This is a genomic window from Chitinophaga dinghuensis (assembly GCF_003259435.1).
Taxonomy (GTDB): Bacteria; Bacteroidota; Bacteroidia; order Chitinophagales; family Chitinophagaceae; genus Chitinophaga; species Chitinophaga dinghuensis.
In genome coordinates this window covers 76,975-99,713 of sequence record NZ_QLMA01000009.1, presented here as the reverse complement: position 1 = coordinate 99,713, position 22,739 = coordinate 76,975, and the positions used below count along the sequence as shown (strand labels likewise).

Annotated in this window: 20 protein-coding genes; 7 read left to right on the top strand and 13 right to left on the bottom strand. The window is 44.4% G+C overall.

Annotated elements, in window-relative coordinates; all coding sequences use genetic code 11:
* Nucleotides 1-11 precede the first annotated feature (11 nt).
* The 3 genes from CLV59_RS23975 (at nucleotide 12) to CLV59_RS23965 (ending at nucleotide 3,068) form a co-directional block, all read left to right on the top strand.
* Nucleotides 12-752: a biotin--[acetyl-CoA-carboxylase] ligase gene (locus CLV59_RS23975; RefSeq protein ID WP_111594637.1), complete on the top strand. Its 741-nt coding sequence runs from the start codon at nucleotides 12-14 to the stop codon at nucleotides 750-752.
* A 304-nt stretch (nucleotides 753-1,056) separates the two neighbouring features.
* A complete protein-coding gene (locus tag CLV59_RS23970; RefSeq protein WP_111594636.1) occupies nucleotides 1,057-1,992 on the top strand; it encodes a helix-turn-helix domain-containing protein in 936 nt (311 codons plus the stop codon).
* An 89-nt stretch (nucleotides 1,993-2,081) separates the two neighbouring features.
* Nucleotides 2,082-3,068: an aldo/keto reductase gene (locus tag CLV59_RS23965; protein ID WP_111594635.1), complete on the top strand. Its 987-nt coding sequence runs from the start codon at nucleotides 2,082-2,084 to the stop codon at nucleotides 3,066-3,068.
* A 55-nt stretch (nucleotides 3,069-3,123) separates the two neighbouring features.
* On the opposite strand, the gene CLV59_RS23960 is transcribed toward CLV59_RS23965, so the two are convergent.
* The 4 genes from CLV59_RS23960 to CLV59_RS23945 all read right to left on the bottom strand — a co-directional run bounded on the left by CLV59_RS23960 (nucleotide 3,124) and on the right by CLV59_RS23945 (nucleotide 5,733).
* Entirely contained in the window at nucleotides 3,124-3,459 is a 336-nt protein-coding gene (locus CLV59_RS23960; protein ID WP_111594634.1) for a translation initiation factor, read from the bottom strand.
* 18 nt (nucleotides 3,460-3,477) lie between these two features.
* Nucleotides 3,478-4,356: a diacylglycerol/lipid kinase family protein gene (locus CLV59_RS23955; protein WP_111594633.1), complete on the bottom strand. Its 879-nt coding sequence runs from the start codon at nucleotides 4,354-4,356 to the stop codon at nucleotides 3,478-3,480.
* Between the two features lie 9 nt (nucleotides 4,357-4,365).
* A complete protein-coding gene (gene nadC / locus CLV59_RS23950; protein WP_111594632.1) occupies nucleotides 4,366-5,217 on the bottom strand; it encodes a carboxylating nicotinate-nucleotide diphosphorylase in 852 nt (283 codons plus the stop codon).
* 105 nt (nucleotides 5,218-5,322) lie between these two features.
* Nucleotides 5,323-5,733 carry a DUF4783 domain-containing protein gene (locus CLV59_RS23945; RefSeq protein ID WP_111594631.1) on the bottom strand — a complete coding sequence of 137 codons (411 nt, stop codon included), beginning with the start codon at nucleotides 5,731-5,733 and terminating at the stop codon, nucleotides 5,323-5,325.
* Between the two features lie 321 nt (nucleotides 5,734-6,054).
* On the opposite strand from CLV59_RS23945, the gene gpmI reads away from it, so the two are divergent.
* The 3 genes from gpmI (at nucleotide 6,055) to uvrC (ending at nucleotide 10,279) form a co-directional block, all read left to right on the top strand.
* Entirely contained in the window at nucleotides 6,055-7,578 is a 1,524-nt protein-coding gene (gpmI, locus tag CLV59_RS23940; protein WP_111594630.1) for a 2,3-bisphosphoglycerate-independent phosphoglycerate mutase, read from the top strand.
* A gap of 293 nt (nucleotides 7,579-7,871) precedes the next feature.
* Nucleotides 7,872-8,456, top strand: coding sequence for a hypothetical protein (locus CLV59_RS23935; protein ID WP_111594629.1), 585 nt, complete (start codon nucleotides 7,872-7,874; stop codon nucleotides 8,454-8,456).
* Between the two features lie 2 nt (nucleotides 8,457-8,458).
* Nucleotides 8,459-10,279: an excinuclease ABC subunit UvrC gene (gene uvrC, locus CLV59_RS23930; protein ID WP_111594628.1), complete on the top strand. Its 1,821-nt coding sequence runs from the start codon at nucleotides 8,459-8,461 to the stop codon at nucleotides 10,277-10,279.
* On the opposite strand, the gene CLV59_RS23925 is transcribed toward uvrC, so the two are convergent.
* The 8 genes from CLV59_RS23925 to CLV59_RS23890 form a co-directional block, all read right to left on the bottom strand.
* Complete coding sequence (locus tag CLV59_RS23925) at nucleotides 10,276-10,869, bottom strand: DinB family protein (RefSeq protein WP_111594627.1); 594 nt, start codon at nucleotides 10,867-10,869, stop codon at nucleotides 10,276-10,278. The two genes, uvrC and CLV59_RS23925, sit on opposite strands and share 4 nt — an antisense overlap.
* A 91-nt stretch (nucleotides 10,870-10,960) precedes the next feature.
* On the bottom strand, nucleotides 10,961-11,962 hold the full coding sequence (gene porN / locus CLV59_RS23920) for a type IX secretion system ring subunit PorN/GldN (RefSeq protein WP_170137906.1): 1,002 nt from the start codon (nucleotides 11,960-11,962) through the stop codon (nucleotides 10,961-10,963).
* A gap of 33 nt (nucleotides 11,963-11,995) precedes the next feature.
* The gene (gene porM, locus CLV59_RS23915; RefSeq protein WP_111594625.1) at nucleotides 11,996-13,537 is read right to left on the bottom strand and encodes a type IX secretion system motor protein PorM/GldM; all 1,542 of its coding nucleotides are present in this window, start codon (nucleotides 13,535-13,537) and stop codon (nucleotides 11,996-11,998) included.
* Between the two features lie 52 nt (nucleotides 13,538-13,589).
* Entirely contained in the window at nucleotides 13,590-14,330 is a 741-nt protein-coding gene (gene porL / locus CLV59_RS23910; protein WP_233180387.1) for a type IX secretion system motor protein PorL/GldL, read from the bottom strand.
* Nucleotides 14,331-14,469: 139 nt separating this feature from the next.
* Entirely contained in the window at nucleotides 14,470-15,756 is a 1,287-nt protein-coding gene (gene porK, locus CLV59_RS23905; protein ID WP_245950944.1) for a T9SS ring complex lipoprotein PorK/GldK, read from the bottom strand.
* Nucleotides 15,757-16,024: 268 nt separating this feature from the next.
* Nucleotides 16,025-18,070 carry a thioredoxin domain-containing protein gene (locus CLV59_RS23900; protein ID WP_111594623.1) on the bottom strand — a complete coding sequence of 682 codons (2,046 nt, stop codon included), beginning with the start codon at nucleotides 18,068-18,070 and terminating at the stop codon, nucleotides 16,025-16,027.
* A 166-nt stretch (nucleotides 18,071-18,236) separates the two neighbouring features.
* The gene (locus CLV59_RS23895; protein ID WP_111594622.1) at nucleotides 18,237-19,028 is read right to left on the bottom strand and encodes a uroporphyrinogen-III synthase; all 792 of its coding nucleotides are present in this window, start codon (nucleotides 19,026-19,028) and stop codon (nucleotides 18,237-18,239) included.
* Nucleotides 19,029-19,064: 36 nt separating this feature from the next.
* Nucleotides 19,065-20,114 carry a DUF4271 domain-containing protein gene (locus tag CLV59_RS23890; RefSeq protein WP_146616293.1) on the bottom strand — a complete coding sequence of 350 codons (1,050 nt, stop codon included), beginning with the start codon at nucleotides 20,112-20,114 and terminating at the stop codon, nucleotides 19,065-19,067.
* A gap of 195 nt (nucleotides 20,115-20,309) precedes the next feature.
* Here CLV59_RS23890 and hemW point away from each other — a divergent pair, with 195 nt between their 5' ends.
* A complete protein-coding gene (gene hemW, locus CLV59_RS23885) occupies nucleotides 20,310-21,434 on the top strand; it encodes a radical SAM family heme chaperone HemW (RefSeq protein ID WP_111594620.1) in 1,125 nt (374 codons plus the stop codon).
* A 217-nt stretch (nucleotides 21,435-21,651) separates the two neighbouring features.
* Here hemW and CLV59_RS23880 read toward each other — a convergent pair whose 3' ends face one another.
* On the bottom strand, nucleotides 21,652-22,626 hold the full coding sequence (locus CLV59_RS23880; RefSeq protein WP_111594619.1) for a deoxyhypusine synthase family protein: 975 nt from the start codon (nucleotides 22,624-22,626) through the stop codon (nucleotides 21,652-21,654).
* Nucleotides 22,627-22,739: the final 113 nt, after the last annotated feature.

Genomic DNA, 22,739 nt, shown 5'->3' with positions numbered 1-22,739 from the left:
AAAGGATTCAAGTGATAGGACACCCGTTTTATATCCTGGAAGAAGTTGACAGCACCAATAACTATGCCATGGCACAGGTAAATTCCGGGGAGGTGACATCCGGTACAGCCTGGTTCACCGGCAACCAGACAGCAGGTAAAGGAACCAGGGGTAAAAAATGGTTGGCTGCACCAGGGGATATCAGCGCCCTGACCGTTGCCCTGCAACCTGCGGCCTTGCCCCTTTCCAGGCAGTTTATGCTCAGTGTAGCCGTGGCCCTCGGAGCCCACGATTTCTTCTCCTCCTATGCAGGGGATGAAACCGCTATTAAATGGCCCAATGATATTTATTGGCGTGACAGAAAGGCAGGAGGTATTCTCATAGAAAATGTGATCCGGGGTACTATATGGCAGTATGCCATCATAGGGATTGGCATCAATCTAAATCAAGGTAAATTCCCGGAAGAACTTAAAAATGCCGTCTCCCTGCGCCAGATCACCGGCAAAACCTGGGATGGCCCCACTCTCGCCAAAGAGTTATGCCATTTCCTGGATCAACGCATCAAACAACTAACACCCGCCCGATACGATCAGTTCCTGCAGGAATATAAAGCCAAACTCTTCCGTATGAATATCCCCGCCCAATACCGCAGCGGCGATACCCTCTTCGAAGGTACCATTAAAGATATCCTGCCATCCGGCTTACTCGTCATAGATACCGGACATGAATTAAAGGAATTCGGATTCGGTGAAGTAGAATTTATCCTCAGATAAAAAAGTAAAGGAACGTTCAAAAACGTTCCTTTTTTATAAGTTGTTAGTCTTGTGTTCTTGTTCATTACTTCGGCGCAAACTCAGGCGCCGCAAGCTCATCGTAAGACAGTGATGATAACAAGATTTTGGTTGATAAAGGCGTTAACAAATTGTGAAATCTTTCATAAATTATCAAAAATAAAAATGCAACATAATTGCATTTAGTCTACAATCCAGCAATAGCAAGCCTTTCAGCAAAGCCGTTTTTTTATTTCGAGCAGGTCCAACCTATTTTTTTCTTCGTAAGAAGCCGTAAATTTGGTTCATGTCTCCCAAAAAAATAACCCAAACAAGTGAACTCCATGCGATGCAAATGGCTGATTCACACAATAATCTCTCCTTATTCACCCATCGCGAATGGCTACCAAAAGCGCCAGCAGAAAGTACCTTTGCTGCCTTTTCCAGAGAGGATAGCCCTGTACGCCGCGAAGTAGGATTGAAAAGGGATGATTATTACAAAATCACCCTCATCACACGCGGAGAAGGCATATATACCATCAATGGCGAGGAACATGTCATTGAAGGCCCCACTATTATCTTTCACCATCCCAAACAGGTGAAAAGCTGGGTAGCCACCTCGGAAGACCAGGCAGGCCACTACTGCCTCTTTACAAAACAACTTTTTGAAAAACAGGAACAGGAACTGCTACAGTATCCTTTACTGCAAGTGGGCGTCCAAACAGTGTTTAAGCTGACAAACACCCAGTCAGATTATCTGGCGTCTATCTTTCGCCAGCTTCAACGGGAATACCAGGAAAATTCTGCCTTTAAACAGGAAGCGATACTGATATATCTCAAACTACTGATGCTGGAAGGCAGGAGAGTAGCCCAGGAAACAATTCCTAACCGCCCTCAGACAGCAGCACTGCAGCTGTCTCAACGATTTACTGACAAACTGGAAAAACAATTCCCTATTGAATTTCCGCATCAGCAAATTCAATTGAAAACTGCAAAGGAATTTGCTGCACTCCTGAATACGCATCCCAATCATTTGAACGCATGCGTTAAACATAGCACCGGACGCACCATCAGCGAGCATATTCGCCAGCGCATTCTGCTGGAAGCCAAACTGCTCCTCATTCATACAGACTGGCAGATATCGGAAATAGCCTGGAGCCTGGGTTTCGAAGATCCTGGCAACTTTACCCACTTCTTCCGTAAACATACTATGCAATCGCCACTGGCATACCGTTCCCATTGATTCTTTGAAAATCACAATTAATACTTTGCATACTACAATCTGATTCCCCATACCTGCATTTAATTTTGTACCACTAAAACCTCAAGATTATGCAGTACAGAAAACTCGGAAATACAGATGCTTCAATATCTGCTATAGGACTCGGTTGTATGGGAATGTCGTTCGCTTATGGCAGCGAATTTAATGAACAAGAATCCCTCGCCACCCTGGAAATGGCCCTGGAACTGGGTATTAATTTCTGGGATACGGCCGACATGTACGCAAATGGCGCCAATGAAGAATTGATATCCAAAGTACTTACCACTAAAAGAGATAAAGTTTTTATTGCCACCAAATTTGGCTTCAGATACAAGGAGGATAAGTCTTACTATTTTGACGGCCGTCCGGAATACCTGAAACAAGCTTGTGACGCGAGTTTGAAACGTTTGGGCGTAGATGAAATCGACCTCTATTACGCACATCGTGTGGACCCATCCGTACCAGTAGAAGATATGGTAGGCGCTATGGCCGATCTGGTAAAAGCAGGAAAAGTACGGTATCTCGGACTTTCAGAAGCCAGCGCCGAATCCTTAAGAAAAGCATCTAAAGTACACCCAATAGCAGCTTTGCAGTCAGAATACTCTCTCTTTACCCGCGATGTGGAAGGAGCAATTCTGGATACCGCCAGAGAACTGGGCATCTCTCTGGTAGCTTACAGTCCGCTGGGCCGTGGTTTGAGTACGGGCACTCTCACTAACACCGCCCAACTGAGTGACAGCGATTTCAGAAAAGGGCTGCCAAGATTCCAGGGTAGTAACTTTGAACAGAACCTGCAAACAGTAGATGCGCTTACCGCATTTGCGAAAGACAAAAACATCACGATGGCTCAGCTCTCACTCGCATGGTTGCTGGCACAGGGAGAAGATATCATCCCTATCCCAGGCACCAAACGCAGAAAATACCTGCAGGAGAATGCTGCTGCCGTAGATGTGCAATTCACTGCGCAGGACCTGGCATCCATTGATGATATCCTCAAAGCAAACCAGGTTGCCGGCGACCGTTATACGGAAGGCGGTATGAAACTGGTAAATAGATAATTTGTTAAAAAGGCAATAAGTAAAAAAGGGGCTGATTTTCATCAGCCCCTTTCTGTTATTTGGATTTCTTATAACCCCAGTCTTGTAACCATTTCAGTATCTTCTCGCGGTAGTCGCCCTGAATGAGAATAATCCCATCTTTCACACTACCTCCGGTACCACATTTGGTTTTTATTTCTTTGCCCAGTTTTTCCAGGTCTTCTTCTTTTCCTACGAATCCATCTACAATCGTTACGACTTTACCCGCACGTTGTTTGGTATCGAGTTTTACTCTCAGCTGTTGCATGGCAGGAGCAAGCGTTTCCTGTTCTTCCTGCTGCTCCGGTTCAAAGGAGAAATTGGGATCTGTTGAATATACTATTCCACTGTTGTTTGCTTTCTTTTTTGACATCTTCCCAATATTTATAAGTTATTGACTGACAATTACCTTAATCGCTTTTTCCTGCACCCTCAACTCCACAGCTGCCGCTGTCAGCGGAACGGCATCTCCATCTACCTGGAGATATTGCAGGCTCTTTCCCGAAATGGTAACTGATTTACCTGTATAATGCTTAAGATAGCGTGTTTTATCAATTTTTCCCAAAAGAGAATAGAGGCTGACAGGAATAAGTTGCAGAAAATTAACCGGTGGCATTATGCAGACATCCAGTAGTCCGTCAAATACGCTTGCTTTAGGCGCCAGTTTAAATTCATAGCCAAACTGATTGCCATTGGCTACTGTCAGCAGGAATGCGTTTTCTTCCAGTTTTTTCCCGTCGATACTAATGGAATATGCGTCTGGCTTGTATCCGTTAAATCGTTGAATAACCAGCTTGGCATAGCCATACAGGCCTCTTTTGGTAGTATGTCTGAATTCATCCGCAACGAGGGCATCAAAACCAACGCCGGCGTTACTCAGGAAGAGGTGCTCATTGGCATAGCCAACGTCCATTGGCTGCTGGCGATTGGCCACAATCAACTCCATGGCTTTATTTACGTCCAGCGGAATTTTAAGTGCACGGGCAAGACCATTACCACTACCTAAGGGGATAATCGCGAGCGCAGTATTACTGCCTACGAGGCCTTGCGCTATTTCATTGATGGAGCCGTCGCCGCCTACTGCCACAACAGTATGCACGCCGTTCTTAACAGCTTGCAGGGCCAGGTCTTTACCATGACCCAGGTAAGCCAGGTGCGAAATTTCCACCTGGTATTGATCCGCAGGGAAATACCTGTTGATCGCACCGCCCAGTCGTTTATCCCTGTCGGTTCCGGCTTTGCGGTTTATAATAAAAAGAATCTTTTTCAAAACAGCGGTTTATAGAATAATAGCTTTCAGACTGAGGTCCAGACTCACAGCATGATGTATAATAGCGCCTACGGAGATGAAATCCACTCCAGTCTTGGCATAGTCTACCAGGGTATCGAGATTGATACCACCGGAAGCTTCCGTTTCCACCTTACCGTTGATGATCTTCAAAGCCTCAGCAATTTGATCCGGGCTGAAGTTATCCAGCATGATCCGATCCACATGACCTGTAGCCAGGGCTTCCCGAACATCCTCCAAGGTACGTGTTTCTACCTCTATTTTCAGCGGAAGCTGTTTTTCCTTCAGATAGGCTACTGTTTTAGTCACAGCAGCTGTAATACCTCCAGAGAAATCGATATGGTTATCCTTCAGCATAATCATATCGTATAAACCCATTCTGTGGTTTACTCCGCCACCAATCCGTACCGCTTCTTTCTCGAGCATCCGGAAGTTGGGCGTTGTTTTACGAGTATCCAGGATACGGGTATGATAACCTTTCAGTTTTTCTGTATACTGATGCGTAAGGGTAGCAATACCACTCATACGTTGCATACAGTTCAATACCAGTCTTTCTCCCATGAGTAAGCTGTGTACAGCGGCAGTTACTTCAAAAGCGACTTCACCAGCTTTCATGGCTTCGCCATCCTGCTTAAATGCTTTGAAAACCGTGAACATGTCCAGCCATTTGAAGATAGCTTCGGCTACTTCCATTCCAGCGAGAATGCCGTCTTCCTTAATCTTCAATACTGCGCTTCCCCTGGTATCAGCGGGAATACTCGCCAGTGTAGAATGATCTCCTGATCCTATATCTTCTGCCAATGCACTTCTGATAAATGCATTTAATGCGGTCTGGTCTAACATAAGCGTTGTGTTTGGATTGCTCAGAGAGCTTCGCAAAAATAAAAAGTGCCCCGCAATAAAATGCGGGGCACCCGGGGTTTTTCAACTAATTTATATAGCGCACTTTTACTTGTTCTCGAAACGAAGCTCGTTCAGCACCATACCGGTGCCTTTTTTCTGGAGGAAAAAAGACAACCTGTAATTGCCACCTGCAGTAGACAGGTTACCAATCCCAAAGCGGGAACCATCCCCACCCTGGTGCACGAGTTCAAATGACTTTACTTGGTTCTTTGAGAAGAAATCCTTCAAAATAATCTCAGCCTGAGCCTTGCTATAGGAACTGGATTTGCCGGAAATATTTATTTCCACATTGGCATCCAGATAGCGGGATAAGCCGTTAACATCACCCTGTTTAATAGCTCCTACAACATCTTCAAATGGTCCAGCAACTGTAACTTCGTATGAGCTTGCCGACAGCGTAAATGCTGAAATAACTCCTCCCAACAATATCCCCAGCACAATCAAAAGCTTTTTCATTGTCAGTTATTTAATTAAAAATGTGATTTTTCTAACTCAAATTAAAAGCGAAAAGCATGCCAAAGGCACTGTAATTCAACAAAATCCCATCATAGTAGTAGCAATGAATAGGTAAACTATAGGAAGAAGTTAATATGCGTTCAAAAATTAATGTATAAATGTCATAGAGACTACGCCAGAGCTAGCTTCCATCGTTTCTCAGATATTAAATTCCTGTAAACTCATTGGAGGTCAAAATATTTAGAAAGTATTTCACGGCTTTATGAGTACTTTCACCCTCCGGAACAATTTAAAAAATATAACCCTTAATAAGGATTGGATATGGAAAAGAAAAGAGCCATTCTGGTAATTATGGATGGATGGGGAGAAGGGAAAGTACCTTCTGCAGATGCCATTGCACAGGCTAAAACACCTTTTGTTAGCAGCTTATACAACAAATACCCACATAGTAACCTCGTGACCTGCGGCGAACAGGTAGGTCTTCCGGACGGGCAAATGGGTAACTCTGAAGTAGGACACCTTAATATCGGCGCAGGCCGTATTGTGTACCAGGAACTATTACGTATCAACATAGCCGTACGTGATAACGAACTGGCAAAAAACCAGGTATTGCTGGATACTTTCGCACACGCAAAAAATAACGATAAAGCATTACACCTGATAGGTCTCGTGAGCGATGGGGGAGTACACTCTCATATCAATCACCTCAAGGAGCTGACTACCTTAGCCAGCCAGCACGGTGTAACCAAATTATTTATACACGCGTTCACAGATGGTCGGGATACCGATCCTAAAAGTGGACTGGGTTTTATCGAAGAGCTGTCTGCACATCTGCAAACATCCGGCGGTAAAATCGCTTCCATCACCGGCCGCTACTACGCTATGGACCGCGATAAACGCTGGGAACGCGTTAAGCTCGCATATGATGCACTTGTTAATGGCGTCGGTACGCCAACCCAGGACCCGATTGCTGCCATAAAAGCGTCTTACGCAGAAGGCGTTACAGATGAATTTATTAAACCGGTTATCGTAACCGATACCGACGGACAGCCGCTGGCTACCATCCAGGAAAATGATGCAGTACTCTGCTTCAATTTCCGTACAGACCGCTGCCGCGAAATCACGCAGGTACTGACCCAACAGGAATTCCCTGAATTCGGCATGAAACCGCTGTCGCTCTACTACACCACCATGACGGAGTACGACAAAACTTTCAAAAATGTACACGTTATCTTCGAAACCGATAACCTGAACATGACTTTGGGAGAAGTGATTTTCAACAATGGCCTGAAACAAATTCGTATAGCCGAGACCGAGAAATACCCACACGTATCTTTCTTCTTCTCCGGTGGTCGCGAAAAAGAATTCGATGGCGAAAAAAGAATCGTCATTCCTTCTCCAAAAGTAGCTACCTATGACCTGCAACCAGAAATGAGTGCCCATGAAGTGACAGATGCTATCATTCCTGAAATTGAAAGCAAATCTATAGACTTCATCGCACTGAACTTTGCCAATGCAGACATGGTGGGCCATACCGGCATATTCTCCGCAGCAGTAAAAGCAGTGGAAACCGTAGATCATTGCGTAGAAAGAGTGGTGAATGCCGCTCTTGCGAACGACTATACTGTTTTCCTCACCGCGGACCACGGAAACGCTGATTTCATGGTAAATAGTGATGGTTCTCCCAATACTGCACATACTTTGAACCTGGTACCGTTCTTCATCATAAATAAAGACTTCCAGGGAAAAGTAAAAGACGGTAAGCTCGGCGATATAGCCCCTACTATCTTACATTTCATGGGTTTATCTGTTCCAAATGAAATGACAGGTAATTTATTGGTGTAATAATTCAGAAAAAATCTAAATAATTAAAGGTTGTCGCATAAATTTGTGACAGCCTTTTTTGTTAAATCCCAGTGCAGGCCAGCATTACATGGTACTAGATAATTACATAACTTTTTTCAGAGACCCTGTAACATTTGCATGCCTACTGACGTTTAACAATCACCAAACTGACTTTTGTTCAGTCGAAACGACTGATATTCATATTTTTAGTGCTCTCGACAGATTTGCTCATGCATCGATGCGCCGTTTTTACGGCGCATTTTTTATGCCCTTTTAAGTAGTAATTTTGCAGTATGAAGAACCACCCTTCCATCATCATATTGGCGTTATTGTTTGGCATCAGTGCCTGCAATATTCAGCCAGACAAAACGAAATCATCTTCACAGGATAAATTCATCAACCTGCCAGGCTATTTCAAAACGGAAGAAAAACAACTCTCCCAGGCAAGCCTCGACATGGAAAAAACAGTATTACTAAACGGTAAAAGTGAAAAAAACACCTTTAACAGCAGCGATACGGCAGTCATCCAGCACCTGATGAAACCTTTCATAGATGTTGACCTAAACAAACCATCCCTCCGGGATGAATACGATACTACCAGTCTGACAGACCCATTCTCCGGCAGAAAATCAGTCATCTATAAATCGAGAGGACAACAAACCAACCCGGAAGAAATCACCATGGATCTCGATAAAAATGGAGTCATTCAGCAAGTCTCTGTGCATTCCTATACCTCCAATATGGTGTACGAATACCGCCAGCACCTGGTTTATCAACGAGGTAAATCCGTCATGATCAACACCTATCAGAAAATTGCTTTTCTTTCCCCGAAAGAACTGGAAATAACTGTAAAACCAATTGCTAAAAATCAGCTGTAATTATGACTGGGGCAGAATTTCAGAATATTTCACATACAATACCTGTAGAAGCAGGTATTTACAAATACTACGATACACAAGGAACACTGCTCTATGTGGGTAAGGCGAAAAGTCTCCGTAAAAGAGTGAGCTCCTACTTCGTCAAAAATCACGACAACTATAAAACGAGGAAACTCGTTGAGCAGATCCATCATATCGAGTTCACCATTGTGGATTCCGAACAGGATGCATTTCTCCTGGAAAACTCCCTTATCAAGCAATTCCAGCCGAAATACAACATTAACCTGAAGGATGACAAAACCTACCCTTATATTGTCATTAAACATGAAGCCTTCCCCCGCGTATTCCTTACAAGAAATGTAATCAAGGATGGCAGCGAATACCTGGGGCCATTTACCTCGGTAGGCAGAGTAAGGGAAATATTGGAAGTCATCAAATACAATATCCCACTTCGTACCTGTAATTTGAATCTAACGGAACAGAATATACGAAAGGGTAAATTCAAGGTTTGCCTGGAATATCACCTGGGTAACTGTAAAGGCCCCTGCGAAGGTCTTCAAACAGAAGACGATTACCGCGCTAATCTGCAACAGGTAAAGAATATCCTGAAGGGTAATCTCTCCCCGGTGATCAATCTTTTTAAAGAGGAAATGATGGTATATGCCACTGATATGGAATTCGAGAAAGCGGAAATCATGCGGAAAAAAATTGAAAGTCTGCGTGCCTATTCCGCCAAATCCACCATTGTAAATACCCGCTTGGGTAATATGGATGTCTTTTCTATTATCAGCGAGGGCAACCATGCTTACGTAAATTATCTGCGTATCCTGAACGGCACCATTGCCGATACCAAGACGGTTACCCTGGAGAAAAAACTGGAGGAAGGAGAAGAGGAAGTACTGACCTATGCCATTGCATATCTGAGGGATGTCTTCAAAAGTATTAATAACGAGATCATCGTTCCTATTCCCATAGAATACCCAGAAAGCAACGTCACGATTACCGTTCCGAAAAGTGGCGATAAGAAGAAATTGCTGGAGCTTTCTGAGAAGAATGTGAATTACTTCAAAGAAGAACTTTACCGCAAGAAAATCCTGCATCTGGAAGGCAAAAGCGATATGGAGAGAAAGCAGGTCCTCTATCAGTTGCAGGCCGATCTGGAATTACCGGTATTGCCGGAGCATATTGAATGCTTCGATAACTCCAACTTCCAGGGCGCTTATCCGGTATCTGCCTGCGTAGTATTCAAGGATGGCGTTGCCTCTAAAAAGGACTACCGACACTTCAATATCAAAACAGTAGAAGGTATCAACGACTTTGCCTCTATGAAGGAAGTGGTACATCGTCGATACAGCCGTTTATTGGCGGAAGGACAACCGCTACCACAACTGGTGATTATAGATGGTGGTAAAGGACAATTGGGTTCCGCCATGGAGAGCATCCGGGAACTGAATCTGATTGGCAGTATGACTGTTGTAGGCCTCGCAAAGAATGAAGAGGAAATCTTCTTCCCTGGCGACTCCCAAAGTATCAAATTGCCATTCAACAGCGAGAGCCTGAAACTGATTCGTCGTGTTCGTGATGAGGTACACCGGTTCGGTATTACTTTCCATCGTAATAAGCGTTCTAAAGGCACATTTAAGAATGAACTGGAGAGTATAAAGGGGATAGGGGAGACGACTGCCACTCAGTTATTAAAGACCTTCCGTTCTGTAAACAAGGTAAAGTTGCTTTCCATGGACGAGCTAACGCAGGAAGTAGGCGCTTCCAAGGCCAAACTGGTCTGGGAACATTTTCATGGCAGCGGCGAAGCAAAGGCTTAGTTCGTAACAGGTACGCCTTCTGCGGCTGCAATTGCCTTTTCTGCCTGCAGTATATGTCTTCTGGTGTGAGCAATCAAAAATCCAAATGTATCACCTACAGAAATACGAATCCATCTGGAAAGGGTAAGCGGTACTTTTACCTTTTCCAGGTCAATCCGGGAAGCTGCCACTAGCAAACTTTCCATCTCTTCCTGTTGGCTTATAAACTCCTTTAATACTTTATTGACATTTAGTTGAGACGCGGGTCTGTGGCCCTTCGGCGCTTTCATTTTGGATTGGGAACGACCATTGGCGGGAGGCGCCATCAAACGGGTAAACCAGCCGCCAATAATACCGCTATGAAAGGATGACTTTGGGTGGGAACCTTTTATTACAGCCTGTTCAATTGTTTTTCCTAGTGTGGGCAAATAATAGGTACCGAAAGTATTCAGGTGTTCCAGGCATTGAATGGCGCTCCAGCTGCCAGGGGTTGGGGATTGGAGCAATACCTGATCGGACTTGCCATTGAAGCGGGAGATCGCTTTCAGGCGAATGTCTTCCACCTGATTTTTAAGCTGTTGCAGCAGCTGTTGGGAATTAACGGGGGACATTGGACAATCAGTTTTCAGCAAAGCTATAAAAGAAAAGGCAATCAGTTTGAACTGATTGCCTTTTCTGTATGATCAGGTTAGATGTAGCTGATTAGTATTCCCAGAGATCCTGTTCTTTGTTGAAGATACGATCTTTGATAGCTTGACCTTCCAGGAGACGCATTACGCCATCTTTGATGTAATCTTTGATCTCGCGGTTGTAGGTATTGTTTTCTTTCACAATATAGCTACCGAAGAAGCGCATTTCGAAGAGGTCTTCCCAGCTGATAGTAGATGCGTCGTTATTTTGGTTGTACACATCATACTTAGCCAGTACCGGGCGCATATCAGGGTAATAAACCCAGAACAGCGGGATAGAAGCGCGGTAGGAACCATCGTCGTTCATACGAGCCATGAGAGGAGCGATACCGAGTATGCGTACTTTCAGGGCAGAGGCTTCTTTATCGAATACCCATACTTCTTTGATTTTATACTGCCTGATGGTAGAAGGATCAAAGTCATCACGGGTGGTTACCAGTTTTTCTTCGCCGGTAACAGGGTCGATGGAACGTACCTGTTTTTCTTCACCTGTAATTTTCTTTTGAATTTCGTCATAAGGCATAACGGTAGTAAAGCGGTCGTCGATAGGACTAAAGGCTTCTACTTCCTTATTCTTAATTGCGTTGAGCAGGATGTTGATGAACAGTTGGTTAGTACCTGCTTCATCTTCCACGTTGTATTGGAAAGGCAGGTTAATTTTCTCCCTTACATCGATGATCTGCCAAACGCGTTTTTCCCAAAATCTGTCATCCTCGCGGATGTAATCGTAGACGATAGGTGCGCGTTCTCTGGCAAGGTTCCTTTCTACCACACCATCAATACGGAGCGATTTACGCGGCGTATCAACCGGGGCAGCAGTCACCGTTGGCGGAGCTGCCGGAGGAGTGGCAACAGCATTACCTGTTGCAGGATTTACCACCGGTGCGTTGGGGTCCTGTTGAGCATTGCGCTGGGTAGCGGTTCTGCGGCGTGTAGTACCACCGCGGCGTTGCGCTTCAGCAGCAGTTGCCAGCATTACCAGCAACATAGTGCACCAACCAATTCTGTTTAACATTACTGCTCGCATATTTCAGCAATTAATAATCCGTTAGTTTAATTTATACATAGTGCTAGGCATAGAACGAACAACGCCGTCCGGACCTTTTACTTTCACGTTCTCGATATGAACGATATCGCCTGGACGCAGTGCACGGATAGATCCAGTGAGGTTAGAAGGGAAGTAAGGGGATGAAGCATCACCTTCCTGGTATTCTTTACCTCTTGATTCGATACCAACGCGGTAGCTCACTACATCGTATTTAACGCCTTCGAATTCGAAGTCTTCCAATACAGCGCGGAGACCTTGCTGGTTTTTGAATTCAGCAGCTTTTACGCTACCGCCTTTGTAGGTACCTACCTGCAGACTAGGATCTGGAACACGTTTTACGCGGAATTCCTTTTTACCCAGGCTCATCGTTTTACCACCCATGTTAGCTACCACATTGATAACAGCAGTACCAGGAGAGGAAACGCTAACGATATAGCTACCAGCGCCTTTTTTGGTAATGCTACCGCCACCAGCGAGGGAAGCAGAAACCGCTTCCGCAGGAACGCCTGCAGCAGTGATAGAGATTGGGTTTTGTACGCCAATGTACAGTACGTTCATTTTATCAGCAGAAATGGAGGTTGCAGAAGCGCCTACATTATAAGATTCGCTGAAGGAGAACTGTTGTGGCTGACCACCGTCAGGAGCAGGAAGGGTAACAGAACCAGAGATGGTTTTTTCACCAATACCGCTTGCAGTGATTTTGTATGTACCCAGACCTTCTTTCGCTTCAATGGATTGACCGTTAACAGTGATAGCAGGATTTACAGTAGAACTGTAGGCGCCAACTGCGATTTGAGCAGTCAGTTCCTGGCCTTCCATCAGGTTTTTGGAATTCAGAGATACGAATGGTCTGATTTTGTCGAATTTGAAATCTTTCTCGCTGATCTGTTTGAACAGATTATCGATGATTGCAGCTTCAGAGTTTTTGATATCGTTCTGGAATTTGCTGAGGATGGTTACAGCAGCAACTACAGGTACCATGTTGAAGTGATAGGTAGTCCAGGTCTTTTTGGTTTCAGCATCATGACCGGTAGATTTACCTACTTCAATTCTCAGTGGTAATGTTTTTTCGAAGCTTGCTTTATCAGCAGGCGTAACAAAGCTCAGGAGCTGAGAACGGAGAGCAGTCAGTTTTGCTTCCAGTTCAGGACCTTTCTTGTTATTTTCCATTACGCGGGTAGCTGCATCCAGATCGCTTTTCCCTTTGATATCACCTGCTTCGTCGAGACCGCCGGCTTCAGTGATGATTGTTTTTTTCAGGCCTTCGATGTAATCGAATGCTTCTTTAGATACTGCTTTTACTTTTTCGGCTTTCTCCTTGTAAGGGCCTACTTTGGCAGCATCTTTCTCCATTTGCTTCGTAAACTGATCATACACCACATTGTTTTTCTCGGTGATGGAGCCATTGGAAGTATTGATAGAGTTATTAACGATACTAAATGCGTTCAATATTTCAGCAGATACGTTCAACGCCAGCATGGCCGTCAAGACCAGGTACATGATGTTGATCATCTTCTGCCGAGGATCTTTAGGTAGTGCCATAGTTTGTTTTCAGATTTAAGAATTGATTGTTATCGAAACTATTAGCAAAACCTTATTTCGCACTGTGCATAGCACTCAGCATGTTACCGTAAACGGTATTCAGGTTGCTGAGGTTTTTAGCGAGCAGTGTGATTTGTTCCTGTGTTTTCTTAGCATCATCGATGCTGTTGCTCATAGCAGCTGAAGTATTCTGCAGGTTGCTGTAGAATTTGTTCATTGCTTTGAGATGGTTGTTAGTATCCTGGAGTTCCAGTTCATAGATTGCGTTCAGGGAAGCCAGGTTTTTGGTCATACCTTGCATTTGAACATGGAAATCTTTAGTAGACTCAGAGGCGCTGTTGAAAGAAGAAACAGCAGAGGCAGCAGTTGTGTAAGCATTAGCCACATTCCCGATAGCAGCGGCAGCTTCGCGAGTTTTTGCAGTGTAATCGCCGGTAGCAGCAACTACATCACTGATATCTCTCATTTTATCAACTGTAGTACCCAGTTTCTGGAAGTTCTCGCTCAAGCGCTGCAGGTTTGCAGGAGTGATGTCAGCTTCCTGGAGCATTTTGTCCAGGCCTGCAACTGCAGGGCTGCCAGCAACCGCTACAACACCACCTTCAGCGTGGGAACCACCGGAATCCGGAACGAAAGCGTAAACTAAGAAGATCAATGCTTCTGTGCTCAGACCTACGATCAGAGCGATATCAGCGCCTTGCCAGTGTTGGATTTTGAAAAGCGCACCAATAATTACAACAGAAGCTGCAATACATACGAAAAAGTTCAGCCAGCTAGCTTTTTTAGGATTCATAGCCATAGGTTAAAATTTAATCTGGTTAAAGTGATTAGTGTTAAATTTCTGTATGGAATAGTTAATTCTCAACGATTTGCGGATAGTGTACATAATATAAAAGGTTTTCTTGTTTTATATTAATTCCAGCTAGTTTTCTTTAGTGCTTACCTTTATTTCTGCGGCTCAGAGCAATTGTACATCTGAAACCTACATAAGACTTCGCACTATCCTGATATTCATATGTTCTTGTTCCGGTCTGCAGGAAGAAGCCAATATCTTTCCAGGAGCCCCCTCTGATGGCCTTACGCTTCATTTTCAGCGGCGCATCATCTGGAACATCCATTCTTAAATAAGGGTTCATGTCAGAGGTAAAGGAATAAGCATTTTCATAGTAGATATCTGCTGTCCACTCCGCAACGTTTCCGGCCATGCAATATAGACCATAGTCGTTAGGCCAGTAGGCATCCGCACGTACGGTGTAGAAACCGCCATCTTCAGGATAGTTACCGCGGCCAGGTTTGAAGTTAGCCAACAGACATCCTTTTTTGTTACGGATATTGTAACCACCCCAAGGGTATGGAGTTTGTTCTCTACCACCGCGGGCAGCATATTCCCACTGCGCTTCAGAAGGCAGCTGGAATTTATCTTCTGTGAATAATTTCTTAGAGTTACGATAGTCTTCCCAGAACTTACTTCTCCATTCGCAGAAAGCAGTTGCCTGGTGCCAGTTTACACCTACTACCGGATAGTTATCGAATGCAGGGTGCCAGAAATACATACGAGTCATTGGCTCGTTGTAGGCATAAGAGAAGTCCCTGATCCAGCAAAGCGTATCTGGATAGATAGGTACGTCTTTCTTCACAATGAAGGTAGAACGCGGCTTACCAGTGTTCTCTCTCAACTTGGCTTTATCCCAGTTGAAAGTTTCCTGATGGTAAATCAGCTTTCCTACGTCGATATCCTTACGGCCGTATAAACGATCCGCTTCGGAATATACCATGGCATCCAGCTTCTCGATGGTGCCTTTATCTTTCCAGTTGATTTTCTGTTTCCAGTCGATGATGTCCTGACCGTCGATCTGTTTCACATGACCAAGCAGAATGTGTGCGATAGAATCCCGCACCCAGTCTACGAACTGACGATACTCGTTATTCGTAATTTCCGTAGCATCCATATAGAAGCCGGAAATTGAAATAGACTTGTTACGTGCTGTAAACGCATAGTTTACATCTTCATCACTTGGTCCCATGTGGAAGGTTCCAGGTGGTACATACACCATTCCATAGGGTACAGGGGGAAAGTACTTTGGCCTTGGACTCACGCCAATCAGTTGCCCTTGTGCGTTCTTGGGGGTTTTACTACCACCACAGCTGGCAAGCAGGGTAACCAGCAAAACTGCCAACAGACCTCTTAAATAGTTAAGCTTCATAAGGGTAGCTTTCATCAGAATATGTTTTTCTATTAACCAGCCAGGTGTTTTTTGCCAGCATGCAAGGGAACACAAATCTCAATTTCACCCGCTTTGTTTATATGAAAGATAGCAAATGTAATAATTAATTTTAATCCGTAGTTACTTTTTATCCAACTTTTTCAATTCGACATGAAGCGACCCGGTAACTAATTTAAACGTATTTTTTAACATTTTATTATATGCATGTATCAACATTTACCGAATTCATCACGCCCCTTACGGGGTGCAAGTTACATAAATATTAAATTAAATTAATAATTTCACTTATATAAAAGACGGGCTTAATACAATGATAATCTTTACATAAGTAAACCAGTGTGTCATTTTCACGGTACCTGTCTGTCAACAGGGGGATATCTTCCTTATTTTTTTCTGCTCCGACTAATACCCGATACGGAATAAACCATTTGCCCGCATCCGCCATTCTCTCCCGGTAATCTTTACCTACTACGGCAATTTCAGCAGTCCCCTCCACAAACTGTAATAACTGGGACGCCCATACGCCAAATGAAGTGGGGTATCGTACCGCGGTCTGTGCCAAGCCGGAAACCGCTCCTATCGCCTTTTCCATCAATTGCTTATCACCGAAAACAACAGAAAGTGCCCAAAGGTTCTGTACCATTATTCCATTGCCACTAGGGGTTGCGCCATCATAAACTTCCTTCTTCCTGACTATAACGTCGTTCTGATCATCAATCGTATAATAATAATATTTCCCACTATCGTCCGAAAAACGGGTCGTAACAAAGGTAGTAAGCTCCCGGGCTGAATAAAGATGATCCAGATCACCGGTTATCTCTCCCAACGCTATCAACGCCCTGATCAGATAGGCATAGTCATCCAAAAATGCCGGATACTTCGCCGTCCCATCCTTCCAGGTATGATAGAACGCAGGAGCGCCCTCTTTTATGCGGAAATGGTGCATACAAAATTTAATATTCCGTATAGCCGCTTCCCGATAGCCTTCTTCTCCCAATACAGCAAAAGCCCGGCAATAAGCATGCGCCATCAGTGCATTCCATCCCAGGAGGATCTTATCGTCCAGCCCTGGCCGTATTCTCCCTGCGCGTACCTCCAGCAGTTTTTCCCTGCAAGCTTTCAATGTAGCGCCCAATTCAGCAGCATTATATCCCCGCTCAGCCGCAAATTGTTCCAGTGGCTGTTGTATCCAGAGAATATTCGTCTCCTCCCAATTCCCATGCTCGCTTACATCATAAAACGCACAAAACACGTCTGCATGCTCTCCCAGTACCTGCCTGATTTCCGCCGCACTCCAGGTATAAAACTTTCCCTCAACACCCTCAGAATCCGCATCCAATGCGGCATAGAAGCCGCCCTCAGCAGATGTCATCTCCCGGGATATAAACTCCAACGTTTCTTTTATAGTATTAGCATATACCTCATTCTTCGTCATCTGGTAAGCATCACAAAGGACATCTACCAGCAAGGCATTATCATACAACATCTTCTCAAAATGAGGCGCCAGCCACTTCTCATCTGTGGAATAACGGGCAAAACCGCCTCCCAGCTGATCATAAATCCCACCCTGCAGCATTTTGTCGAGCGACAATAACGCCTGCTCCAATGCCTTCTCCTGCTTTGTATAATGATGATATCGCAGTAACCAGGAAATGGTAAACGTCTGCGGGAATTTTGGTGCACGACCAAATCCACCCCAGGTAGTATCTGCCTGTTTTAAAATATTCTCACAAATAGTATCTGCCTGTGCTTTAGTAAAAAGCTCTTCTACCGGGAGTTTCAGATCTAACCCGCCCTGAATACCAAACTGACTGGCCTGTTCCAGATGCTGGGTCAGATTGTCGGCCTGCCCCTCTATTTCATCCCGTTTATTGGTAAATGCATCAGAAATCGAAAGTAGTACGTCTTTCCAGGAAGGACGGTTATATGCCTGAACAGGAGGGAAGTAGGTACCGCCGTAAAATGGCTTTCTGTCCGGCGTCAGGAAAACATTCAGTGGCCAACCACCAGCGCCTGTCATAGCCTGCACTGCATCCATGTAAATATGATCCAGATCTGGCCTCTCTTCCCGGTCAATCTTGATGTTGATAAAGTGTTCGTTCATGATACGCGCAGTATCCTGATCCTCAAAACTTTCTCTTTCCATCACGTGACACCAGTGACAGGCAGCATATCCAATGCTGACCAGTATAGGCTTGTTCTCCTGTACCGCCTTATTCAGGGCTTCTGTACCCCAAGGATACCATTCTACCGGATTATGTGCATGCTGCAACAGATAAGGGCTGGTTTCGCCAATCAGCTTATTCATAAGAGGATATTCAATTTGAATTGGAATAGACAGTTAGTGATGCAAAGAAATTTATTTTTAAGAATTATTCTGCATTATTTTTTCATGTGCACTGCGCTGGGATTGCATCAAATAAAAAGGGACAGCCTTAAAGCTGTCCCAGTCAGTTATTTTAAGCGATATACGCTTACTTTTTGTTGCTTGTCGCAAGGAATTGTTCCAGTGCTGCTACCATGCTCGGCGCTTGCGGAGCTGGCGCTTTTACATCAAGTCGTAATCCTGCTTCTTCAACGGCCGCAGAGGTAGTAGGACCGAATGCGCCAATCTTGGTGCCATTCTGCTCAAACCCCGGCACATTTTCAAACAGCGATTTTACACCATAAGGACTGAAGAAAACGATCATGTCGTACTTGTTAGTAGCCAGTAACTCTTTTACATCATTGGAAACAGTTCTGTAAAGGGTTGCTGTAGCATACTCACATTTGTTTGTTTTCAACCACTCCTCAATGTCTTTCTTCTGGCTGTCTGCGCTAGGGAACAGGAACTTCTCGTTGTCCTTATGCTTGTTCATCACTTCCAGTACTCCTTTCGTAGAACCGTCGGCACCGTAAAATACCTTACGCTTGCGGTACAGAATAAACTTCTGTAAATAGAGTGCGACAGCTTCTGTGATACAGAAATACTTACAATCCTGTGAGACCTTGACTTTCATCTCCTCACAGATTCGGAAAAAGTGGTCAACAGCATTTCTACTGGTAAAAATTACGGCTGTGTAATTCAGAATATCAATTTTCTGCTTCCTGAATTCCTTTGCAGGTAACCCTTCTACTCGAATGAACGGGAAAAAGTCCAGTTTAACGTTGAACTTTTTAGCCAGATCAAAATAAGGAGACTTTTCTGTTTCAGGCTTAGGTTGAGAAATTAGGATTGACTGAACTTGTTTACCTTGCAAGTCTTTTTTTGGCCCGCCTTTAATCATACTTTAAATTGCTCTTGTGTTAACAATAGGCGGTAATCACGGATTACCAGTTAACCAGATATTCAGCAGCACCTTGGTTAATATCAAAACCGGCGCTACTTCGAATGCGCAAAGGTAAAGAAAAAAATGCAATTTGCTGAAGGATAGATACTGCTTTACCAGTGAATAAGATCTAATATACCGGTAAATAACTAGTAATATAATGAAAAATATCGAAATATAAAGGAAGGTCTGTGCAATTTGCGGACTACAGAATGCCAAAATTACCACAAACGGCACCAACAGCACCCCTAAGATCTTGTTAATCAGATAGAGAATGAAAATATAAGCATCAGCAAGGTCTGCATTACCAAATAACCATCCACAGAAACGCAATACCACATACTTTGTTCCATACACTAATGCTACCAGTGCAATCAAGCCCGGAATCAGCATCCATGGCTCCGCCTGCGGGAATACCTGCTTGCGATACAGTACCAGGTAAAGGTACATTCCAAGAGAAACAATGAAGAAGGCATTGAACAGAAAATTCGGAAAAGGAGACTGTGATAACTGGTCTTTTAACTGACGCTGACTGAGTGTAGGATTCAGAAAGGCCCTGAATAAATCATGAAAATATTTTTGGTATGCCAGTCGAATAATACTGATCAGCAGCACTACTCCGGCCACCACATACACCATCCAGTCCAGATCTCTGAAAGGACGCATAATATTGACATCCCTGAAAGAAGGTTTTCCTGGTTTCAGGAAAATATTCTCTGCGGCCAGTTTTTTCATGTATATATCGTAGGCAGACACAGGCTTGGGTTTCGGCGGAGCCGCCACCACAGCGCTATCTGTTGCTTTCTTAGTAGTATCTACAGGTAGGGCAGCTATTACCGGCGCTACATGGGCAGTATCCCGTTTCACCGCCACGGTATCTCTCCTTGGCACTGTTTTAACCGAATCTCGTCTTACCACTGTTCTATGAGCGGAATCGGTGCGGGGTTTGGCTACTTTTGGTTTCGGTCGCGTAGTATCCGTACTGGTACGGATTACAGGTTTCGCAGGCGCCGCTGTATGAGCAGAGTCTGCATTTTGGGCCATCAAGGGCAGATAACAGATTGTAAAAAATAGCAATAACCAGTGGCGCACCAGGAAATGATTTTTCAATGATTTGAAAGAATGGCAAATAAAGGCATCCTGTTCACAAAACAAAATTGCAACGTAATTTTGATGTTTGCAAAGATATTAAAATACTCCATAGTTGGCGGATAGCCATCAGGGATAAGCACAGCATTCATGTCCGGCATTTATATACATATTCCGTTCTGCAAACAGGCTTGTTATTACTGCAATTTTCACTTTTCCACCTCTATGTCACAAAAAGAGGCCATGGTGAAAAGCATATTGCAGGAAATCGAACTGCAACAGCACTACTTAGGAAACGACACCATTCACACCGTTTATTTTGGCGGTGGCACCCCGAGTTTACTTTCCCGGGAAGAGTTACAATCTATTCTGGATAAGCTCCGGCAATATTTTAGTATAGCGCCTGACGCGGAAATAACCCTGGAAGCCAATCCCGACGATCTGGATGCAGCCAAGCTACAGGAATTGAAATCGCTGGGCATCAACCGACTGAGTATAGGGGTACAGTCATTCCATGAGGCAGACCTGCAATGGATGAACCGCGCCCATAACAGTACACAGGCAAAAGAGTGCATCATCCAGGCTAAGGCGGCAGGATTCAATAATATCACCATTGACCTGATCTATGGAGGCCCTGGCCTCTCTGATGAGGGGTGGAAGCAGAATGTACAGGAAGCCATCTCCCTGGGAATTCCTCATCTTTCCTGTTATGCATTGACAGTGGAGCCAGGAACTGCCCTGGATAGCTTTATTCGTAAAAAGAAAATGGAAGCGGTTGATCCGGAAAGGGCGGCACGTCATTTTGAAATGCTGATGACCTGGATGGAAGAAGCGGGATATGAGCATTATGAAATCTCCAATTTTGCATTACCAGGATGGCATAGCCAGCATAACAGCAGTTACTGGAAAGGCTTATCTTATCTGGGATTGGGGCCATCGGCACATTCCTTCAACGGGCATTCCCGTCAATGGAATGTGGCGAATAATGCCTTGTATATAAAAAGTATTGGCGCTGGAAAAATCCCCTTTGAACTGGAAACATTATCTGTGGAGATGCAGTTCAACGAGTATATCATGACTTCTCTGCGTACCAAGGCAGGCTGTGATCTCGGTTGGGTGGAGGAGCGCTTTGGCGTAGACCTCGCGAAGCAACTGACCATGCAAAGTCAACGTTACCTTGCTAAAGGATGGATGGTACAACAGGGAACGCATATTCGTCTAACCCAGGCTGGCCGGTTGTTTGCGGACGGTATTGCGGCAGATTTGTTTCTTTGATTATCCTGCTGCGAATGGCACCACTTTTATTAAGGGCGTGTCATAAATGTCTAAGAGTTTCACTACTGAAAGTGCTGCTGGCCCTAATACCTTGCTTTACCTGCAGGGTGGATATCATTTTTACATGATGGCGCCTGTACATACTACAGGCGATAAGACATAAAAAAAAGTCGTGACGCTGAGCGTTACGACTTTTTCCCTAATGATCTGTTATTGACTACCAGCCAAGGATATAAGCGAAGATCAGTGGCGCTACGATAGTAGCATCTGATTCCACGATAAACTTAGGTGTGTGAATATCCAGTTTACCCCAGGTGATTTTTTCGTTAGGAACGGCACCGGAGTAAGAACCATACGAAGTAGTAGAATCCGAAATCTGGCAGAAGTAGCTCCAGAAAGGAACATCTGTCCATTCCAGATCCTGGTACATCATTGGCACCACGCAGATAGGGAAGTCCCCTGCGATACCACCACCGATTTGGAAGAAGCCTACGCCTTTTCCAGCGGAGTTTTGGCGATACCATTCAGACAGGAAGATCATATACTCGATACCAGATTTCATGGTAGAAGTTTTCAGATCTCCTTTGATGCAGTAGGAAGCGAAGATGTTACCCATTGTACTGTCTTCCCATCCTGGAACGATGATTGGAATGTTTTTCTCAGCAGCAGCGAGCATCCAGCTATTTTTAGGATCGATCTCGTAGTGCTCTTTCATCACACCGCTCAGGAGCAGTTTGTACATGAATTCATGCGGGAAATAGCGTTCGCCTTTTTCTTCCGCGTCTTTCCAGATTTTATGGATATGTTGCTGAATGCGACGGAAAGCCTCTTCTTCAGGAATGCAGGTATCAGTTACGCGGTTGAAGCCTTGCTCCAGCAGCTCCCATTCTTCCTGCGGGCTCAGGTCGCGGTAGTTAGGTACTCGTTTGTAGTGGGTATGAGCTACCAGGTTCATGATATCTTCTTCCAGGTTTGCACCAGTACAAGAAATGATATCTACTTTACCCTGACGGATCATTTCCGCGAAGGAGATGCCCAATTCAGCCGTACTCATGGCACCAGCCAAGGTCACCATCATTTTACCACCTTCCAGCAAATGCGTTTCATATCCTTTGGCAGCATCCACTAATGCAGCAGCATTGAAGTGACGGTAATGGTGCTGGATAAATTGAGAAACAGGTCCCTTATTCATGTCATTTAATCATTTATACATTAACAGCCTGGCTAATAAAGCCTTAATAGGAGGCAAAGTTAAGATAAATTTGCTGGTGATGGTGTTATGGGACTTTTTATCGGTAACCAGTA

What these genes read in the sequence shown, in the direction of transcription:
- CLV59_RS23890 (WP_146616293.1), bottom strand. Translation starts at nt 20,114, where the DNA reads ATGGCCCAAAATGCAGACTCTGCTCATACAGCGGCGCCTGCGAAACCT.
- hemW (WP_111594620.1), top strand. Translation starts at nt 20,310, where the DNA reads ATGTCCGGCATTTATATACATATTCCGTTCTGCAAACAGGCTTGTTAT.
- CLV59_RS23880 (WP_111594619.1), bottom strand. Translation starts at nt 22,626, where the DNA reads ATGAATAAGGGACCTGTTTCTCAATTTATCCAGCACCATTACCGTCAC.
- CLV59_RS23935 (WP_111594629.1), top strand. Translation starts at nt 7,872, where the DNA reads ATGAAGAACCACCCTTCCATCATCATATTGGCGTTATTGTTTGGCATC.
- gpmI (WP_111594630.1), top strand. Translation starts at nt 6,055, where the DNA reads ATGGAAAAGAAAAGAGCCATTCTGGTAATTATGGATGGATGGGGAGAA.
- nadC (WP_111594632.1), bottom strand. Translation starts at nt 5,217, where the DNA reads ATGTTAGACCAGACCGCATTAAATGCATTTATCAGAAGTGCATTGGCA.
- CLV59_RS23960 (WP_111594634.1), bottom strand. Translation starts at nt 3,459, where the DNA reads ATGTCAAAAAAGAAAGCAAACAACAGTGGAATAGTATATTCAACAGAT.
- CLV59_RS23970 (WP_111594636.1), top strand. Translation starts at nt 1,057, where the DNA reads ATGTCTCCCAAAAAAATAACCCAAACAAGTGAACTCCATGCGATGCAA.
- CLV59_RS23965 (WP_111594635.1), top strand. Translation starts at nt 2,082, where the DNA reads ATGCAGTACAGAAAACTCGGAAATACAGATGCTTCAATATCTGCTATA.
- porL (WP_233180387.1), bottom strand. Translation starts at nt 14,330, where the DNA reads ATGAATCCTAAAAAAGCTAGCTGGCTGAACTTTTTCGTATGTATTGCA.
- CLV59_RS23945 (WP_111594631.1), bottom strand. Translation starts at nt 5,733, where the DNA reads ATGAAAAAGCTTTTGATTGTGCTGGGGATATTGTTGGGAGGAGTTATT.
- uvrC (WP_111594628.1), top strand. Translation starts at nt 8,459, where the DNA reads ATGACTGGGGCAGAATTTCAGAATATTTCACATACAATACCTGTAGAA.
- porK (WP_245950944.1), bottom strand. Translation starts at nt 15,756, where the DNA reads ATGAAAGCTACCCTTATGAAGCTTAACTATTTAAGAGGTCTGTTGGCA.
- CLV59_RS23895 (WP_111594622.1), bottom strand. Translation starts at nt 19,028, where the DNA reads ATGATTAAAGGCGGGCCAAAAAAAGACTTGCAAGGTAAACAAGTTCAG.
- CLV59_RS23900 (WP_111594623.1), bottom strand. Translation starts at nt 18,070, where the DNA reads ATGAATAAGCTGATTGGCGAAACCAGCCCTTATCTGTTGCAGCATGCA.
- porN (WP_170137906.1), bottom strand. Translation starts at nt 11,962, where the DNA reads ATGTTAAACAGAATTGGTTGGTGCACTATGTTGCTGGTAATGCTGGCA.
- CLV59_RS23925 (WP_111594627.1), bottom strand. Translation starts at nt 10,869, where the DNA reads ATGTCCCCCGTTAATTCCCAACAGCTGCTGCAACAGCTTAAAAATCAG.
- porM (WP_111594625.1), bottom strand. Translation starts at nt 13,537, where the DNA reads ATGGCACTACCTAAAGATCCTCGGCAGAAGATGATCAACATCATGTAC.